At 70.9% G+C, this 17,546-nt stretch carries 15 protein-coding genes; 7 read left to right on the forward strand and 8 right to left on the reverse strand.

Translation table 11 applies throughout. The annotated features are described in order from the left end of the window. Nucleotides 1–255 precede the first annotated feature (255 nt). A complete protein-coding gene (locus C8E96_RS02235; RefSeq protein ID WP_166657853.1) occupies nt 256–3,087 on the forward strand; it encodes an ATP-binding protein in 2,832 nt (943 codons plus the stop codon). Between the two features lie 53 nt (nt 3,088–3,140). Here C8E96_RS02235 and C8E96_RS02240 read toward each other — a convergent pair whose 3' ends face one another. From C8E96_RS02240 to C8E96_RS02250, 3 genes are read right to left on the reverse strand one after another with little or no spacing between them, the layout of a single operon-like run. Next, nucleotides 3,141–5,375 carry a heavy metal translocating P-type ATPase gene (locus C8E96_RS02240; RefSeq protein WP_091370299.1) on the reverse strand — a complete coding sequence of 745 codons (2,235 nt, stop codon included), beginning with the start codon at nt 5,373–5,375 and terminating at the stop codon, nt 3,141–3,143. Between the two features lie 18 nt (nt 5,376–5,393). Next, nucleotides 5,394–6,356: a hypothetical protein gene (locus C8E96_RS02245; protein ID WP_091370298.1), complete on the reverse strand. Its 963-nt coding sequence runs from the start codon at nt 6,354–6,356 to the stop codon at nt 5,394–5,396. A 28-nt stretch (nt 6,357–6,384) separates the two neighbouring features. Further along, nucleotides 6,385–6,594: a heavy-metal-associated domain-containing protein gene (locus C8E96_RS02250; protein ID WP_091370296.1), complete on the reverse strand. Its 210-nt coding sequence runs from the start codon at nt 6,592–6,594 to the stop codon at nt 6,385–6,387. A gap of 162 nt (nt 6,595–6,756) precedes the next feature. On the opposite strand from C8E96_RS02250, the gene C8E96_RS02255 reads away from it, so the two are divergent. Beyond that, nucleotides 6,757–7,242 (forward strand): DUF4396 domain-containing protein, encoded by a 486-nt coding sequence (locus C8E96_RS02255; protein WP_407642665.1) that lies wholly within the window; start codon nt 6,757–6,759, stop codon nt 7,240–7,242. 7 nt (nt 7,243–7,249) lie between these two features. Here the strand turns inward: C8E96_RS02255 and C8E96_RS02260 are convergent, their stop codons facing one another. Continuing rightward, nucleotides 7,250–8,254: a sulfite exporter TauE/SafE family protein gene (locus C8E96_RS02260; RefSeq protein ID WP_091370291.1), complete on the reverse strand. Its 1,005-nt coding sequence runs from the start codon at nt 8,252–8,254 to the stop codon at nt 7,250–7,252. A 70-nt stretch (nt 8,255–8,324) separates the two neighbouring features. Beyond that, entirely contained in the window at nt 8,325–8,972 is a 648-nt protein-coding gene (locus C8E96_RS02265) for a hypothetical protein (protein ID WP_133794120.1), read from the reverse strand. A gap of 132 nt (nt 8,973–9,104) precedes the next feature. Between C8E96_RS02265 and C8E96_RS02270 the strand changes: the two genes are divergently transcribed. Continuing rightward, nucleotides 9,105–9,674, forward strand: a complete 570-nt coding sequence (locus tag C8E96_RS02270) for a DUF305 domain-containing protein (protein WP_228769669.1) — start codon at nt 9,105–9,107, stop codon at nt 9,672–9,674. Between the two features lie 682 nt (nt 9,675–10,356). Here the strand turns inward: C8E96_RS02270 and C8E96_RS02275 are convergent. After that, nucleotides 10,357–10,857: a DUF2269 domain-containing protein gene (locus C8E96_RS02275; protein ID WP_228769668.1), complete on the reverse strand. Its 501-nt coding sequence runs from the start codon at nt 10,855–10,857 to the stop codon at nt 10,357–10,359. Further along, the gene (locus C8E96_RS33050; protein WP_166657854.1) at nt 10,854–11,024 is read right to left on the reverse strand and encodes a hypothetical protein; all 171 of its coding nucleotides are present in this window, start codon (nt 11,022–11,024) and stop codon (nt 10,854–10,856) included. Before C8E96_RS33050 ends, C8E96_RS02275 begins: the two co-directional genes overlap by 4 nt. A gap of 75 nt (nt 11,025–11,099) precedes the next feature. Here C8E96_RS33050 and C8E96_RS02280 point away from each other — a divergent pair, with 75 nt between their 5' ends. From C8E96_RS02280 to C8E96_RS02295, 4 genes are all read left to right on the forward strand, one after another. Next, nucleotides 11,100–11,690, forward strand: coding sequence for a TetR/AcrR family transcriptional regulator (locus C8E96_RS02280; RefSeq protein WP_091370284.1), 591 nt, complete (start codon nt 11,100–11,102; stop codon nt 11,688–11,690). 124 nt (nt 11,691–11,814) lie between these two features. Continuing rightward, on the forward strand, nt 11,815–13,074 hold the full coding sequence (locus C8E96_RS02285) for a pyroglutamyl peptidase (protein WP_091370282.1): 1,260 nt from the start codon (nt 11,815–11,817) through the stop codon (nt 13,072–13,074). Nucleotides 13,075–13,151: 77 nt separating this feature from the next. Next, nucleotides 13,152–14,267, forward strand: coding sequence for a hypothetical protein (locus C8E96_RS02290; protein ID WP_091574564.1), 1,116 nt, complete (start codon nt 13,152–13,154; stop codon nt 14,265–14,267). A gap of 185 nt (nt 14,268–14,452) precedes the next feature. Further along, complete coding sequence (locus tag C8E96_RS02295; RefSeq protein ID WP_228769667.1) at nt 14,453–16,828, forward strand: immune inhibitor A domain-containing protein; 2,376 nt, start codon at nt 14,453–14,455, stop codon at nt 16,826–16,828. 455 nt (nt 16,829–17,283) lie between these two features. Here C8E96_RS02295 and C8E96_RS02300 read toward each other — a convergent pair whose 3' ends face one another. Then, the gene (locus C8E96_RS02300) at nt 17,284–17,538 is read right to left on the reverse strand and encodes a type II toxin-antitoxin system Phd/YefM family antitoxin (RefSeq protein ID WP_091370275.1); all 255 of its coding nucleotides are present in this window, start codon (nt 17,536–17,538) and stop codon (nt 17,284–17,286) included. Nucleotides 17,539–17,546 lie beyond the last annotated feature (8 nt).

Below are 17,546 nucleotides of genomic sequence, written 5' to 3' on the forward strand. Positions count from 1 at the left end.
AACTGCCCCGCGCTGCGAAAGTTTAGGCCCATTTCACCCCAAATCAAGGCGAACCACCCAAACAGGCCGTTCTGCCGGGCCCCTTGCGGGCACAATTTCCCACGGCCATCCGGCATTCATAGAATGCGGCCCCATTCACGCTTTTATGACTCCTCTTTATGGGTGCCAATACGGGAAAACGCTTGGATACCGGATTCACGATGTCCCACGTAATGTGCGTTCATGGCCGGAAGGAGAATTCCCACGATTCGGCACGTGGCCGCCCTGGTGGGCCGCTCGGCCGAGTTGGCCGAAGTCGCGCTCACCGTCCGCAGACCGCCCTCGGTCGTGTTGGTGGAGGGTGAGGCCGGGGTGGGCAAGACCCGGCTGGTCCGCGAACTCGCCCGGGGCATCGACCCCAAGGGGCGGGCCGTGCTGTTCGGGACCTGCCAGCCGATGCGGGCGCCGCTGCCGTACGGCCCCGTGGTCGACATCCTCCGCGACACCCGGACGCTGCTCGAAGGGGTCGCCTCGAAGCTGAGCCCGCTGGCGGGCGCGTTGCGTCGGCTGTTGCCCGAGCTCGCGCCGCTGCTGCCCCCCGAGCCCGCGCGCGGCGACGTGGCCACCGAGCGGCACCAGGTGTTCCGCGCGGTGCGCGAGGTGCTCGCCGCCTACGGGCCCACGCTGCTGGTCGTCGAAGACGTGCACTGGGCCGACGAGGGCACCCAGGACCTGCTCCGGTTCCTGACCTGCCCGCCGACCCCGGACCTGTCGGTGGTCCTGACCTACCGCAGGGAGACCCAGCCCGGCAGGCACGGGTCGCTGCTCCCCGGCGGGGCGCACGTGCTGCTCGCCGAGGGCCGCAACACCCTGGTCCGGCTGCGCCCGTTGGAACCAGGGCACGTCGGCCAACTCGCCGCGGACCTGCTCGGCACCGAGCGGGTGGCCGACGACTTCGCGCGGGAGCTGCATCGGCGGACCGCGGGCATCCCGTTCGTGGTGGAGGAACTGCTGCGTGAGGTCCGCGAGGGCGGGTTGGTGCCGCGGCCGCGGGCGCTCGACGAGGTCGACATCCCGATCCTGCTGCGCGACACCCTGGCCGACCGCCTCGCCCGCCTCGGCCCGTCGGTCACCGTCGTCGTCCAAGCCGCCGCGGTGCTGGACACCGCCGCCACCGAAGCCGATCTGGCCGCGGTCGCGGGGCTGACCGAGGACGGCGTCGAGTCCGCGCTGACCCACGCGCTGGACGGCGCGGTGCTGCACGAGGTCGGCGCCGAACGCTACGCGCTGCGCCATCCGCTGGCGACGCAGGCGGTGTACGTGTCGATCCCGGGCCCGCTGCGCCGCCGCATGCACGCGCGGGCCGCCGAGCTGCTCGCCGCCGCCCCTGGGCCCGCGGTGGTCCGCCTCGCCCACCACTACCGGCAGGCCGGTGACCTGCCGACCTGGGTGCGCCGCACCCTGGCCGCGGTCGACCACGCCACCCAGGTCGGCGACACGGCGCTCGCCCTGCAGGTGCTCGAGGCCGCGCTCGCCGACGACGCGCTGCCCGTGCGGGACCGCAACACCCTCGCGGTGCGGCTGAGCCGGGTGGTGATCAACGGGATCGCGGGCAACAGCACCGTCGAGCGGCTGCGCAGCGTGCTGCGGGAGGAGACGCTCGGCCCCCGCGCGCGCGGGGAGGTGCGGCTCAACCTGGGCCTGTTGCTGATGAACCAGGTCGGCCGGATCGAGGACGCCCAAGGCGAGATCGAGATGGCTCTGCACGACCTGGACAGCCAGCCTGCCCTGGCCGCCCGCGGCTACGCGGCGCTCACCCTGCCGTTCACCGGGACCAGGCCGGTGCGCGACCACCAGCGCTGGCTCGCCGAGGCACTGCGGATCGCGGACTCGGCCACGGTCGACGACGAGCGGCTCATGGCCGTGCGGTCCAACGAGGTGACCGTGCTGGCGCAGTTGGGCGATCCCGCCGCGTGGGCCGCGGCCGAGCGGCTGCCCCGGCCCGGCCGCTCGGTCAAGATCGGCAGGCAGCTCGCCCGCGCCCACATCAACCTCGCCGACGCCGCCGCGTGGCTCGGGCACCACGACCGCGCCCGGGATTCCCTCGTCACCGGCCGCGAGTTGCTCTCCGACACCGGCGTGCCATTCCTGTCGATGCTGGCCACCGGCACCGAGCTGCGGCTGGACGCGGCGGGCGGCCGATGGGCGAGCCTGGAGCAGGACGCGGCGCAGCTCATCGACCAGGCCGGGGACATGGCCTACCTGGCCGCCGACGCGTGGGTCGCCCTGGGCTGGCTGGCCATCGCCCGCGGCGACCGCGACACCGCGATCCGACACCTCGACCACGCCCACGCCGCGGCCCCCGAGCACGCACCCATCTGCGCGGCGATCGCGGCGGGCCGGGTCACCATGGCGCTGACCCGCGGCGACGTGGCCGCGGCGGCGGTCGGGGCGGAGCGGGCGCTGAACGCCATCCGGCACAAAGACAACTGGCTGTGGGCGGCCGACCTCCTCCCACCCGCCACCCGCGCGCTGCTGCGGACGGGGCGGGTCGCCCACGCGGAGGCCATCGTCGCCGAGTTCGACCAAGGGGTGTCGGGCCGGGACGCGCCGCTGGCGGCCGCCGCGCTCGACCTGTGCCGGGGGCTGCTCGCCACCGGGAGCGCGGCGGTGGACCGCTACACCCGCGCCGCCAAGCAGTACCAGGCCCTGCCGCAGCCGCACGCGGCCGCCGCGGCCTACGAACTCGCGGGCACCGCCGCGGTCGACCTGGGCGACATCCAGACCGCGCTGCCGCTGCTCGACGCCGCCGCGACCGTCTTCACCGAACTGGGCCTGGCCAAGGACGCCGCCCGGTGCGTCCGGCTGAGCCGCCGGTTCCGCCTGGGAACACCGCGCGGCCGCAAGAGCTACGGCGGCAACCTCTCACCCCGGGAACGCGAGGTCGTGCACCTGGTCGCGGCGGGCAGCACCAACCGCCAGGTCGCCGAAGCCCTCTACCTCTCGACCCGGACGGTGGAGAAACACGTCGCCCAGGCGATGCGCAAACTCGGTCTGAGCTCGCGGGCCGAGTTCGCGGCGGTGCCGCTCTCCGAACCGTGCGAATAAGGCGATACCGCCCCCGCTGGTTCGGGGGCGGTATCGCCGGTGGGCCGATCCCGTCAGACCGCGCTCGACCGGAATCGGCGCAGCCGCAGGCTGTTCGCGACCACGAAGGCCGAACTCACCGCCATCGCCGCGCCCGCCAGCATCGGGTTCAACAGTCCGGCCGCCGCCAACGGCAGTGCCGCCACGTTGTAGGCGAACGCCCAGAACAGGTTGCCCTTGATCGTCGCCAAAGTGCTGCGGGACAAGCGGATCGCGTCTGCCGCCGCGCGCAGGTCACCCCGGACCAGCGTCAGGTCGGCCGCCTCGATGGCCACATCGGTGCCGGTGCCCATGGCCAGTCCCAGGTCCGCCTTGGCCAGCGCGGCCGCGTCGTTCACGCCGTCGCCGACCATGGCGACGACCTTGCCTTCCTTCTGCAGCCGGGCGACCACGTCGACCTTGTCCTGCGGGAGGACCTCCGCGATGACCTCGTCGATGCCGACCTCGCGGGCGACCGACTCGGCCACGGCCGCGTTGTCGCCGGTCAGCAGCACCGGCGTCAAACCCAGGCCGCGCAGCATGCGGATGGCGTCCGCCGAGGTCGGCTTGACGGTGTCCGCGACCACGAGCACGGCCCGGGGCTCGCCGTCCCAAGCGACGGCGACGGCGGTTCGGCCCTGAGCCTCAGCCGCCGCCTTGGCCTCGGCCAGATCGGCGGGCAGCTCCAGGCTCCACGCCCGCAACAACTCGGTGCGGCCGACCAGGACCGCGTGCCCGTCGACGACGCCGTGCACGCCCAAGCCCTCGGTCGCGCTGAAGTCCTCGACCGGCGGCAGGTCGCCCAAGTCCTGGGCGGCCACCGCGATGGCCTGCGCGATCGGGTGTTCCGACGCGTGCTCCACCGCGCCCGCCAGCCGAAGCGCCTCGTCGCGGTCGACGCCCTCGGCGGTGACAACGTCCACAAGGGACATCCGGCCGGTGGTCACCGTGCCCGTCTTGTCGAGCACGATCGTGTCGATCCGGCGGGTGGACTCCAGGACTTCCGGGCCCTTGATCAGGATTCCGAGCTGCGCTCCCCGGCCCGTGCCCACCAGCAGCGCGGTCGGCGTCGCCAGGCCCAAGGCGCACGGGCAGGCGATGATCAGCACGGCGACCGCCGCGGTGAAGGCCGCCGTGGTGCCGACCCCGGCGCCGAGCCAGAAGAACAGCGTGCCCAGGGCCAGCGCGATCACGATCGGCACGAACACGCCGGACACCCGGTCGGCGAGCCGCTGCACCGCGGCCTTGCCGGTCTGCGCGTCCTCGACGAGCTTCGCCATCTGCGCCAGCTGGGTGTCGGAACCGACCCGGGTGGCCCGCACGAGCAGCCTGCCGCCCGCGTTCACCGTCGCGCCGACCACGGCGTCACCCGGGCCGACCTCGACCGGGACCGACTCGCCGGTCAGCATGGCGGCGTCCACAGCGGACTTGCCGTCCTCGATGACGCCGTCGGTGGCGATCTTCTCCCCCGGCCGCACGACGAACCGGTCGCCCACGGCCAGTTGCCCGATCGGCACCCGGACCTCGACGCCGTCGCGCAGAACGGCGACCTCCTTCGCGCCCAGTTCCAGCAGCGCCCGCAACGCCGAGCCCGCGCGACGCTTCGACCTGGCCTCGAAGTAGCGGCCGGCGAGGATGAACGTGGTGACGCCCGCCGCGACCTCGAGGTAGATGCTCGCCTCCCCGCCCATGCGGCGGATAGTGAGCTCGAACGGGTGGGTCATGCCGGGCACACCCGCCGAACCGAACAGCAGCGCGTACAGGGACCAGCCGAACGCGGCCAGCGTCCCCATCGAGATCAAGGTGTCCATGGTCGCGGCGCCGTGCCGCAGGTTCGCCCACGCCGCCTGGTGGAACGGCCATGCCGCCCACCCGACGACGGGCGCGGCCAGCATCAGTGAGATCCACTGCCAGTAGGTGAACTGCAGCGCCGGGACCATCGCCATCGCGATGACCGGAACCGACAGCAGCACCGAGCCGATCAGCCGCTGCCGCAACGGGTCCGCGGGCGGCGCCGAGTCCGGCTCCGGCTCCGCGCGGGGCACGGTCGCGGTGTATCCCGCGGCCTCGACCTGCGCGACGAGCTCGGCCGGGTCGACCCCGTCCGGGTAGACGATCTTTGCTTTCTCGGTGGCGTAGTTGACGGTCGCGGTCACCCCGTCGAGCTTGTTGAGCCTGCGCTCGATCCGGTTGGCGCACGAGGCACACGTCATGCCGCCGATGGCGAGTTCGATCTCAGCCGGGCGAGCCGTGACGACGTTGGTGGTCATGTCCGCTCCTCTCGTGCGTCAGTTGTGGCCGTGGCCGGGCGCGTCCGAATGGGACGCACTGGGCACAGTGGACGGTGTGGATGGCACGGCGCCTTGGGATTTGTCCGCTGTGGACACGGTGAACTCCGCCGTGCGCACCTTGCCCTCGTGCTGGAAGTCGAGGAACAGCCGGTAGGTCGCGGTGGTCGGCACCTCGGCGAAGAACACGACTTCCGGTCCCGGCTGGGTCTTGCCGTCGCCGGGCGTGCCTTCCGGGTGCACGTGCAGGTACGCGAGGTCGCCTTCGCGGAGCGCGACCAGGTGCCCGTACGACCCGAGATAGGGCTGCAAGTCGGTGACCGGCTTGCCATCCTTGGCGACGGACAGGGTCACCTTCGAGGACGAGCCCGCCACCAGATCTCCGGTTAGGCGCACCTCGTAGCCGTCCACTGTGGCCACTCGCGACTCGGGGTGCGTCACCGGTTCGACAGCGCCGGGCACCGCGAGGTCCACGCCGAGGGTCATCCCCTCGCCGCCGGACGGGGTGAAGTCGGCGAACGCCCGGTAGCTGCCCGGCTTGGCCAGGTTCAGCCGGACGGCCCAGGTTCCATCGGGAGCCATTTCCGGGTGGACGTGCTGGAAGCCCGCGGTGTCGCGGCGCACCACGATGAGGTGCAGCCGCTTCTCGTGCTCGATGTCGAACGCGGTGACCGCTTGTCCGCCTGCTTTGGTGATCCGGAAGGAGAAAGGCTGGCCAGGGCCCGCGGGCAGCGTCGCGTGGGTGGGCGTGAAGGTGTATCCGCCCCTGGACGACGACAGCCCTTCGGGCAGGTCGTGCGGCGTGCTCGCCGGGACAGTGTCGCCGTGGGTCTCCCCGTGCGCCTGAGCCCGCGCGGCGGGCTCGGCGGAGAAGGGACCGACAGCGGTGCCGATCGCCCAGGCGCCGGTGGCGACCAGGACGAGCGCCGCACCGTAGGCGGTGAGCTTCGCTGGAGTCTTCATGTCTCTGCTTTCTGGCTTTGCCGCCGGTCTAGGCGGTCAGTTCGTAACCGGCTTCCGCTACTGCGGCGCGCACCTCGGCTTCGGCGAGGTCGCGGGTGCTCTCCACGGTGACCGCGCCGGTCGGGAGGTCGACTTTGACCGACGTGACACCGTCGATGCGGCCGACTTCGTCCCGAACGGACTGGACACAGTGGCCACAGGTCATCCCGGTGACGGTGTAGGTGGTGGACTCGGACATCGCGGCACTCTCCTTCGGTTGAACTGGTCGCAACCATACCCCCAGGGGGTATCAAAAACAAGCTTGCCCACGACTCATCGCGGTGTTAGGTTCGAGATACCCCCTCAGGGTATGCACAACCAAGTTCAGGAGGCTCCGGTGTCCAGCGAAGAACATCAGCACATGGGTGCGCACGACCACGGCGCCATGGACCACAGCGCGATGGGGCACGGCCCCGTGAGCTGGCGGATGGCCGCGTCCGCCACGCTGCACTGCCTCACCGGCTGCGCCATCGGCGAGGTGCTCGGCATGGTGATCGGCACCGCGCTGGGCTGGGGGAATGTGGCCACGATCGTGCTCGCCGTCGTCCTCGCCTTCTTCTTCGGCTACGCACTGACGATGCGCGGCGTGCTGCGGGCGGGAGTCGGCTTCAAGCAGGCAGTCAAGGTCGCGCTCGCCGCCGACACCCTGTCCATCGCGGTGATGGAGGTCGTCGACAACGCCATCATGGTGGCCGTGCCGGGCGCCATGGAGGCAGGCGTGAACAGCCTGCTGTTCTGGGGCGCCCTCGCGTTCGCCCTGGGTGTGGCCTTCGTCGTCACCTGGCCGATCAACCGGTGGATGATCGGCCGCGGCCTGGGCCACGCCGTGGTCCACGCCTACCACTGAGAGTCGCTCAGGTGACGGTGATGACCCCGGTGTACATCCCCATCGAGCACGAGTACTCGAGGGTGCCGGGTTCGAGCACACCGAGGTCGATGCGGGTCTCGCCGCTCACCGGCAGCGTCTGCTCGATGCCGCGGGAGGGCACCACCAGCGCCCGCACGCAGCCCTTCGCGTTCTCCGAGCGCACCAGCAGGGTCGTCGGAACGCCCGCCCGCGCACCGACGTTGGGCGGGCGGTACGCGCCCGTGACGGCGACGATCTCGACGACCTGGGCGCCGTCGGTGATGGTGGCCGCTGTCTGGTCGACCGGCTCTTCGGAACTCATCAGCCTGCTCACGGCCAGCTCCAGGCCGCCGTTGACCGTGTACAGGCCGGTCAGCAGCAGAACCACGCCGGTGGCGATGGCCAGCCTGCCGCGCCAGGCGGTGGCGGCCTTGCGGGCGGCGTAGCCGAGGACGGCGAACAGCGGGCCGGTGCCGAGGACGAAGACCGCCATGGTCGCCGCACCGGCGAGGGCTGACCCGGACGCCAGGGCCAACGCCTCGACCGAGAGCGTCACCCCGCACGGGATGACCACCGTGGCGAACCCGAGGACAGCGGGCGCCAACGCGGCCTGCGAGCGCGACTGGTTGCGGACCATGCGCATCCAGGGCAGGGGCGGCATGACGACGATCCGCCGGAATCCGGGCACCCCGAGCTGCGAGAGCCCGAAAACGATGATCAGCGCCCCGGCGACGAACTGCAGCGTGGTCCGCGCACCGAGCGAGAGCTGGACGGCGCCGCCGATCGCGCCCAGCAGGGCGCCGAGCAGGGTGTGCGAGAGCAGTTTGCCCGCCATGAAGCCGCCGACGGGCGCGAGGTCGTCACCAAGGCGGGCGAGCGCGGTCTGCCCAGCGGGTGCCGCGTCATCGGGCCGCTGCCGGGCGATGAGACCCGCGAGCAGGCCGCCTTGCACTGCGGCGCAGGAGATCCCACCGGCCAGCAGGCCGGTGAGGAGTACGGCGAGAAGGTCCACGGAAATGCCTTTCGGGGTTTGCGTGTCGAGTCGAGGTCGGCGGTCCGAACAGGTGTCGGACGGACCTCTCCTACGTACGCAGCACGCAGAGGCGAACCGGATCCGGACTAGGCCAGGCCAGACTCGCGACGGCGGTGGGGACCCTGCCCATCAACGCCCGAACCTCCACGGCGCGCGGCTGCCCGAGCCGCACCAGCGCCAGCAGGACGGCCACCGCCACGGACACGCAGAGGGCGACAAGCCCGGTCGAACCGGACTCCGCGGGCGAACCGCTGTGCGCGGCCGGATCGACCACCGGCCGGTGCTCCACCGACCGGTGCCTTATCGAATCGGTGCCGCCGAGGTGAGCGCCCTGATCGGCGACCGACCGGAACACTCTCCCAGCAGCACCGCCGTAATGCCCCGCCTGACCGGCAACCAACTCGCTCCCCGACCCGGCCCCACCATGGCCGGCGGCCTGAGCGACAACCGGCCGGAGCGCCACCAGAGCGGCCGCGGCGCGGTGGGTGGGCTGCTCGGCGGTTGGTCGGTGTCCCGTTCGGGCGGTCCCGCCGTGGTGCGCGCCGTGGCTGTCGGCGTCTGTCGTCGCGAGGGGGAAGGTGGTCTCGGCGGCGGCTGCGCAGTGCGAGCCCAGCGTCGCCGCCGCGGCGAGTAGGAGGGTGACCATCAGCCCGGCGAGGGACGCTCGCCGGGGTCGATTGATCTTCGCCGCGGACACCCCGCCAGGGTACGGGCGCCGGGGTCGCGCGCGGAACCGCGCATCCTTCCCACTTGCTTCCCGGAGCGCCGGGTGCGGTGAGCGGGGATAATTCGAGCAGCGTCGCCGACAGCGCGGTCTTGGAGTGCGGACATGAGCAGAATCGGGATGGCATTCGCCGCGATCGCCCTCGCCGCCCTGGTCAGCGGCTGCGGTGACACTCCGCACGAGCCCACAGGCCCCCACTCGGCCCCCTCCGACGCGCGGAGCACCCACAACGAGCAGGACCTCACCTTCGCCACCGACATGATCGCCCACCACACCCAGGCGATCGACATGGCGAAACTGGTGCCGTCGCGGTCCACGGACCCCAAGATGCTGAAACTGGCAGGCAGCGTCGAGCAGGCGCAGACCCCGGAGATCGAGAAGATGCGGGAGTGGCTCAGCGAGTGGGGCGCACCCACCGCGGGCCACGGAGAGGCCCATCCATCCATGCCGGGGATGATGACGTCCGAGGAACTGGACGCGCTCCGAGCACTGACCGGCGCTGACTTCGACCGTCGGTGGCTGGAAATGATGATCCGGCACCACCAGGGAGCCATCGATATGGCCGAGGTGGAGTTGGAGATGGGGCACAGCGACGTCGCCAAGGCGCTGGCCCAGCAGATCATCGACAGCCAACGCGCTGAGATGACACAGATGCAGGAGCTGCTCCAGGCCTGATCGAGCCGTCAAGACCTGGGCACCAGTCACCTACAGAAGAACAGCAGGGCACTAATCAGCCTGGACCGAAGCGGATCGGAGCCGTCACGACCCGGGCACCGATCACCTCAAGGACAGCGGGGCGCCAGTCACCCAGGGCCGCAGCGGGCCGGAGACATCGAGCCGTCACGACCCGGGCACCGATCACCTACGCGAGGACAACAGGGCGCCAGTCAGCCTGAGCCGAGGCTAGCCGGAGACATCGAGCCGCCTAGACCGGGCACCATTCACCCACGGAAGAACAGCGGAGCACCAATAAGCCAGGGCCGCAGCGGACCGGAGACATCGAGCCGCCAAGACCCAGGCACCAATCACCCACGCAAGAACAGCAGAGTGCCGGTCAGCCTGAGCAGCGGGTCGGAGACGGCGAACTCAGCCCAGGCCCCGGCCGCTCGAAGCCACCGGTCGCCGAGGCGCCGACCAAGGCCGTCGCGCCCGCCGGGCACACCACTTTCTCGCAGCCCACCACGGCGGCGCGCGGTCGGGGCGAGCCCAGTAGCGCCGTGCGCAGTGCCTGTCGCCACGGACCCGAAGGCCGCGGCCAGCGGTGTGCTCGCGTTGCGGCCACCATCGGCAAGAACGTATGGACCCAGCACCAACGGCCGCCGCGCGATCGAGTTCCTGTTTCTGCCGCGGCAACGACCTATGGCACCGCCCGACGCGCGCGCCCGAAACCGGTCACTCCGCGAGGTTTGAACACCGCCAACACCGTCGCCGCGAGCAGCACCATCAACGCCAGAGCCGAATGTAAGACGTGGGTCGAATCCCGCAGGACAGCCACGTCCGACACCGTCGGCGCGAGGTCGGCGAAGTGGCCGATCGACCTGGTGTAAAGCAAAAGCAAGGTGGTCGCGACTAAGTTCAGCACCAGTTTGAACAACACCCAGTAGTGCCGCACCAACCCCCAAGGCCCGCCCAACGCCGAGATCACCCCCGTGAGCAGTGACCCGAGGCTCAACGGCACCACCGCCGCCCACATCACCTGCTCCATCAGCGGATACGCCCCGCGCACCAGGGCGACATCCGTGCTCCGAAGAGCCGCGATGGCGAGCACCAGGTATGCCGCGACCGCCCCCAGCCACCCGACCGAGGCCACGACGTGCAGGGTGAGCGCGGCCTTCCGCGTCCGCGGGCCCATCGTCATGCGAGCACCGCCACGGCGGAGAGGTGCCTGCCTGGTCCGTGGTCGCCGCCGAGGACGCCCGTCGCCATGAGGATCACCAGCAGGGCGATGAGGGCGGCCACCGCGATGAGCGAGACCTTCACCCAGCGCGGGACGCCAGGTGGGTGGTCTTCCGGGTCGTGCGCCATGGGTCCAGTTTTGCGAGACACTGTGTCGCTGTCAAGTCATCTTGTATCGCCATCGGCGAAACGTATGCTGGGCCCGTGCCCAAACTGTGGAGCGAGACGATCGAGGAGCACCGTCGCTCGGTGCGCGACGCGACGCTGGACACCACGGCCGCGCTGGTGGCCCGGCACGGCTTGGCGGGCGTGACGATGTCGCAGGTCGCCAAGGAGACCGGGATCGGCCGGGCCACGCTGTACAAGTACTTCCCGAGCGTCGAGTCGATCCTGCTCGCCTGGCACGAACGGCAGGTCACCGACCACCTGGCGCACCTGGCGGTCATCCGCGACCGGGCGGGCGAGGACCCGGGCAAACGGCTCGCCGCGGTCCTCGAGGCCTACGCCGTGATCAACCACCACCGGTCGCTGCACGGCAGGCAGCCCCACGGCGCCGAATTCGCGGAGTTCCTGCACGCGGGCTCGCGGGTCGCGAGCGGCCACGCCCGGCTGCGGACCATGATCGCCGACCTGCTGCGCGCCGCCGCGGACAGCGGGGACGTGCGCGCCGACGTCTCCCCGGACGAACTGGCGTCGTTCTGCCTGCACGCTCTCAACGCCGCGACCGAGGCCCCGGCCAAGGCGGCGGCCCGCAGGCTGGTCACGGTCACGCTCGACGCGCTGCGACCACGCTGACCCCTATTCTCGGTATAGCGGCGATTGATACCCATGTCGCTATAGGGGGCGACCCCGACCTCTCCACCAGGATGGTCTTGACTCGGCGCGCGGCGCCGACTCCTCGACCTGCTTGGGAGACGATGTGATCAGCAAGGTGTTGGCCGGGGCCGTCGTGATCGCGGCGCTGGTGGCGGGCGCGCCACTGGCGGCCGCCGAGGACCGGCGCGACTGCTACGACCCGACCGTCCCGCTGACCGTCGAGGAGAACCGGCTGAGCCGGCCGATCCCCCAGGACATCTTGCGCCGCAGCGGTTTCGACCGGTACGCGACCACCTTCAGCGCCGCGCTGTGCGCGGTTGCGGGCGGGCCGTCGGCGGACGCGCTGGTGTCGGCGACCGGCAAGACGCTGTGGACCGCGGCCGTGGCCCGCGCGCAGTCCCCCGTGCCGACCGACGGTCTCTCCGTCACCGACGACCGCCCGCTCTACTGGGCGCGGCTGCGGTTCACCAGCCTGCTGCGCCAGTGGACGCCGGCGCGCGGACTGGACGCGCGGGAACGCGAAGCGCTGATCCTGACGTTCGACCGCGCCTCCCGCGGGCAGGACTCCCTGCGGCTGCCGACCGGCGGCGGGATGCGGCGGATCGTGGTCAGCGGGTTCGACCCGTTCATCCTCGACGCCGACATCCGGCGCAGCAACCCCTCCGGTGCCGCCGCGCTGGCGCTGGACGGCGCGATCGTGCGCACGCCGAACGGGCCCGCCCGGATCGAGACGGCGATCTTCCCGGTGCTGTGGCGGCCGTTCGAGCAGGGCACGGTGGAGGACACGTTCCTGCCGCACCTGCGGGAAGGCCGGGCCCGGGCGGACATGTTCGTGACCGTGAGCCAGGGCAGGCCGGGCCGGTTCGACGTCGAGGGCTACAACGGCCGCTGGCGGGGCGGGTTCCCCGACAACGACAACATCTCCTACACCGGCGTCGCCCCGATCCCCGCGCACGTGCCGACCGTGACGCCCGCGCCCGAGTTCGTGCGCAGCACGCTGCCCGCCGCCGAGATGGCCGCGGCGCCGTCCGGGCGGTTCCCGGTGCACATCAACCCGAGCGTGACCGAGATCCCGGCGGGCGCGACCGCCCCGGTGTTCCAGCCGAACGGCCCGACCCCGGGTTCGGTCGCCCGAGCGGGCAGCGGCGGCAACTACCTGTCCAACGAGATCGCGTACCGCACGACACTGCTGCGTGACGCCCTCGGCGCGCCGATGCCGGGCGGGCACCTGCACACGCCGGTGCTCGTGTTCGGCCCCGGGAACACCACGGAGATCAGCGACCCGGTATTCGAGCAGAACCGCCTGGACATCATCGACCAGACCCGCGCACTCGTGACCGCGGCGGCGGCGACACTCAGCTGAGGGCGGTACCGCCGGGAGCACGGTCCGCCTGCTCATGATCGCTTGATTCACCGGCGGAAAACGGAATACTGCCGGACATGGGCGGACGCGCGGCACGACTCGTGGTGATCTCGGCTCTGCTCCTGGGGGGATGCTCGTCCCCCGCGCAGGCGAAGACAGTCGTGTTCACGAAGGTCGACCTGCCCGCCGCGCCGGTGGCGCTCGCCGTGGACGGCGACGCCCTGGTGATCGGCGTGCGGCGGGACGGGCAGGCGACCAAGCCCGGCCTGCTGCGCCGCGCCGGCGACGGCACGCTCACCGAGATCCCCGTGCGCGGAGCCAGCCCCTACGGCCTGCTCGCGACGTGGAAGTCGATCGACGTCGACGGCGGGCGGATCGTGGCGGTCGGCGGCGAGCGCGGCGGCGCGCACGGCAACGTGCGGTGGAGCGTGTGGGACGGGTCCGCGTCCGGGGTGATCGAGAAGCCGCAGGGTTTCAGCACTTTCGGCGGCTACGGCGCGGGCGACCTGACCGCGGCGGTGATCACGCCGGGCGGGCCCGCGCTGGTCGGCTCGTGGAACAGCGAGCAGGTCGGGCTCGACGTCGCGACGTGGACGGCCGAGGGTGACACGTGGACGCGCCGGAGTTCGGCCGGGACGGCCCTGGAGAGCACCCAGGCCGCGCTGGGCTTCCCCATGGCGGCATCCGCGCTCGACCAGGGTGTGCTGGTCGCGGGCTGGCAGCTCGCCGACGACCGGTTGACGCCGGTGGTGTGGCGCTCGGCCTCGGGCGTCGACGGGTGGACGAAGACCGCGCTGCCCGACACCGGAGCCGCGGCGAGCGCGATCTCCTTGGCGTGTAAGGCAAGCACGTGCGCGGTGGCGGGCCAGGTCGACGGGAAGCTCGCGGTCTGGCGACTGGTCGACGGGAAATGGACGCGACTGCCGGGCGCTCCTCCGATCGCGGTCGGCGACAAGGACCCGCTGGCCGCGCCGGTGGAGATCGGACTGCGCGTGGTCCAGGTGGTGTCCGACGGCGGACAGGTCAAGATCGCCCGAGCGGACAGCGGCGACTGGACCGTGCTGAGCGCGGCGGGCCCGACCGGCATGGTGACGGCCGCGGCGACCATCGGCGGCACCCTGTTCGTGCTGGCGGGCCCGGACGCCGAGCACCAGAGCCTGTGGCGGGTCGACGGCGGCGAGATCATCCGCTAGTCATCCGATTCCCGACAAATTCATTCCGACATTCGTCCTACGCTATTCGGCCTATCAGCTCGCACTATAGCCAATTGATATGGCCGAAACGTCGGCCTGTATTCAATTCGTGATAACCGACTCATGCGTTCTCGCCTACGTTGCGGCTTCTACCTATCTCCACCGAAGTCACCACAGGAGGACGCGTGCGTCGCAGAATGGTCGTCGCGATCGCGGCGGTCGCGGGTATCAGCTTCTTACCGGGGATGTCGGCGAACGCGGCTCCCGCGCCCGCCGCCGCACCGCAGGGAGGCGTCGAGAACGCACCCGACGAGCTGGTCTCGCCCGCCGAGAACAAGCGCAGGCAAATGCGCCAGGACGGACTCTCCAAGGTCCTCAAGGGCGAAGCCAAGGCGGAGAAGCGCGGCGCCAGCACCGTCGTGAAGCTCAGCGACGGCTCGGGGGCGCGGACCGCCAACGCCACGCCCGCCCAGTATGTCGAGCTGGCCCGCGAGAAGACCGACAAGATCTTCGTCGTGCTCGCCGAATTCGGCGACGAGCGGCACCCCGATTTCCCGGACAAGGACACCGACCCGGCCACCCCGGGTCCCACGCGGTTCGACGGTCCCCGGCACAACCAGATCGCGCAGCCCAACCGGGCCGTGGACAACAAGACGATCTGGCAGCCGGACTACGGCCGCGAGCACTACCAGGACCTGTACTTCTCCGACGCCCCCGGCGTCGAATCGGTGAAGACGTTCTACGAGCGGCAGTCCTCGGGCCGCTACTCGGTCGAGGGCACCGTCACCGACTGGGTCAAGGTCAAGTACAACGAGGCCCGCTACGGCCGGTCCAACGGATACCCGTGCCCGGGCCGGATCTGCGGCAACAGCTGGAACCTGGTCTCCGACGCGGTGACCCAGTGGGTCGCCGACCGCCAGGCCGCGGGCGCGACCACCGAGCAGATCCGCACGGAGCTCGCCGAGTTCGACACGTGGGACCGCTACGACCACGACCACGACGGCGACTTCAACGAGCGCGACGGCTACATCGACCACTTCCAGATCGTGCACGCGGGCGGCGACCAGTCCGACGCGGACCCCGCACAGGGCGAGGACGCGCTCTGGGCGCACCGCTGGTACGCCTTCTTCAGCACCACCAACGGTCCCGCGGGCAACCCGATGGGCGGCACGCAGATCGGTGACACCGGCCTGTGGGTCGGCGACTACACGATGCAGCCGGAGAACGGCGGCCTCGGCGTGTTCGCGCACGAGTACGGCCACGACCTCGGTCTGCCGGACCACTACGACACGGTCGGACCCGGTGGCGGCAAGGAGAACGGCGTCAACTGGTGGTCGCTGATGGGGCAGAGCCGCGTTTCCGCGGGCAACGAGCCCATCGGCCTGCGCGCCAACGACCTCTCGGCCTGGGACAAGCTGCAGCTGGGCTGGCTGGACTACGAGACCGTCGTGGCGGGCCAGGACACCAAGCTCAAGCTCGGCCCGCACGCGTACAACACCGCTGACGCGCAGGGTCTGGTCGTCGTGCTGCCGGACAAGGAGAAGACCACCCTGCTGGGCACCCCGGTCGAGGGCACCAACATGTGGTGGAGCGAGCGCGGCGACAACCTGTCGAACACGCTGACCCGCACGGTCGACCTGACCGGCAAGTCGGCCGCCGAGCTCAAGCTCAAGGCGCTCTACGACATCGAGGACTGCGACTGCGACTTCCTCTACGTCGAGGGATCGGTCGACGGCGGCGCCACCTGGACGGCACTTGACGGTGTGGCCGACGGCAAGCCGTTCACCCGCAGCGCGGTCGGCCAGCCGGCCATCACCAACGTCACCGGCGGCCGCTGGGTCGACGTGTCGGTGCCGCTGGACTCCCTGGCGGGCAAGAACGCCCAGCTGCGGTTCCGCTACCAGACCGACGGCGGCCTGATCATGGACGGCTTCCGCGCCGACCAGATCTCCATCACCGCCGACGGCGCGCCGATCTTCACCGACGGCGCGGAAGCGGGCGACAACGGCTGGACCGCCAAGGGTTTCCGGGTCACCACCGGCAAGGAGTCGAAGTTCTACGACAACTTCTACATCGCGAGCTACCGGTCGTACACGTCGTATGACCGCTACCTGCAGGTCGGCCCGTACGACTACGGCCACACCGACAAACCCAACTGGGCGACCCGGTTCCCGTACCAGAACGGGCTGCTCGTGTCCTACTGGGACACTTCGCAGGTGGACAACAACACCAGCGCCCACCCCGGTGAGGGCCTGATGATGGTCGTCGACGCCAACCCGGACCCGATCTACAACCTGCAGGGCACCGCATGGCGCCCCCGGGTCGCCGGGTACGACGCGCCGTTCTCGCTGCAGAAGTCGGACTCGTTCACCCTGTACGCGCAGGGCAAGCCGAGCTACGTGCGCGGCAAGGCGGCCCAGCCGCTGTTCGACGACCGCAGGCCGTTCTGGTCGCCGCAGCAGCCGACCGCGGGCGTGAAGCTTCCCGCGGTGGGTGTGGGTATTCGGGTGCTTTCGCAGCAGGACAGCACGATGACTGTTCGGGTGTTCCCGACGAAGTAGGTTGCTTCGCTTGATTCCGGGGTCCGCCTTCGTGGCGGGCCCCGGTCTCGTTTGGGGCCCGGTTGGACGCTTGGGTTATCCACAGCCCGCCCACCTGTCCACAGATCGCTCAGCTCACCCCTTCGTCGAGCCATACCCCGATAAACTGGACAAGGGCAGCCCCCCAGGGCGGGTGGGGGTTTGCGCGGGTGGGGGTTTGCGCGGGTGGGGGTTTGCGCGGGTGGGGGTTTGCGCGGGTGGGGGTTTGCGCGGGTGGGGGTTTGCGCGGGTGGGGGTTTGCGCGGGTGGGGGTTTGCGCGGGTGGGGGTTTGCGCGGGTGGGGGTTTGCGCGGGTGATTCGGCGGGATTCGTTGCTGGGGTGCGCTGCGCCCCTTGCGTTTCGGGCGAAGGTCCCGAACCTGCGGCGCCACCCGCCGCTTGGCTCGACGATCGGCCAGGGATGACTCGAAAGCCGATCAACGGCGCTGTTCAGCGACCAGGTCACTCACGAGACCGTCTGCTCGCACCGGCGTCGGAGCCGAACGCTTCGGACGCTTCGTGAGGCGGTCTTGTCGTTCGGCGACGAGTTGCTCCGGCACGGTCGGAGCCCGAGCAGGCACGATCCGGGCAATCACCTGACCGCGATCGATCACCGTCACCGTGCCACCGCGCCGCACCAAAGCCAGGTATCGACTCAACCCGGATCTCAGCATGCTCACATCTACCCGCATCCCAACCT

It is taken from the genome of Actinokineospora alba (assembly GCF_004362515.1).
GTDB classification, from domain to species: domain Bacteria; phylum Actinomycetota; class Actinomycetes; order Mycobacteriales; family Pseudonocardiaceae; genus Actinokineospora; species Actinokineospora alba.

Excerpts from the sequence above, each read along its gene's own strand:
- C8E96_RS02240 (WP_091370299.1), bottom strand. The coding sequence starts at position 5,375 with ATGACCACCAACGTCGTCACGGCTCGCCCGGCTGAGATCGAACTCGCC.
- C8E96_RS02245 (WP_091370298.1), bottom strand. The coding sequence starts at position 6,356 with ATGAAGACTCCAGCGAAGCTCACCGCCTACGGTGCGGCGCTCGTCCTG.
- C8E96_RS02250 (WP_091370296.1), bottom strand. The coding sequence starts at position 6,594 with ATGTCCGAGTCCACCACCTACACCGTCACCGGGATGACCTGTGGCCAC.
- C8E96_RS02255 (WP_407642665.1), top strand. The coding sequence starts at position 6,757 with ATGGGTGCGCACGACCACGGCGCCATGGACCACAGCGCGATGGGGCAC.
- C8E96_RS02270 (WP_228769669.1), top strand. The coding sequence starts at position 9,105 with ATGAGCAGAATCGGGATGGCATTCGCCGCGATCGCCCTCGCCGCCCTG.
- C8E96_RS02275 (WP_228769668.1), bottom strand. The coding sequence starts at position 10,857 with ATGACGATGGGCCCGCGGACGCGGAAGGCCGCGCTCACCCTGCACGTC.
- C8E96_RS33050 (WP_166657854.1), bottom strand. The coding sequence starts at position 11,024 with ATGGCGCACGACCCGGAAGACCACCCACCTGGCGTCCCGCGCTGGGTG.
- C8E96_RS02290 (WP_091574564.1), top strand. The coding sequence starts at position 13,152 with ATGGGCGGACGCGCGGCACGACTCGTGGTGATCTCGGCTCTGCTCCTG.
- C8E96_RS02300 (WP_091370275.1), bottom strand. The coding sequence starts at position 17,538 with ATGCGGGTAGATGTGAGCATGCTGAGATCCGGGTTGAGTCGATACCTG.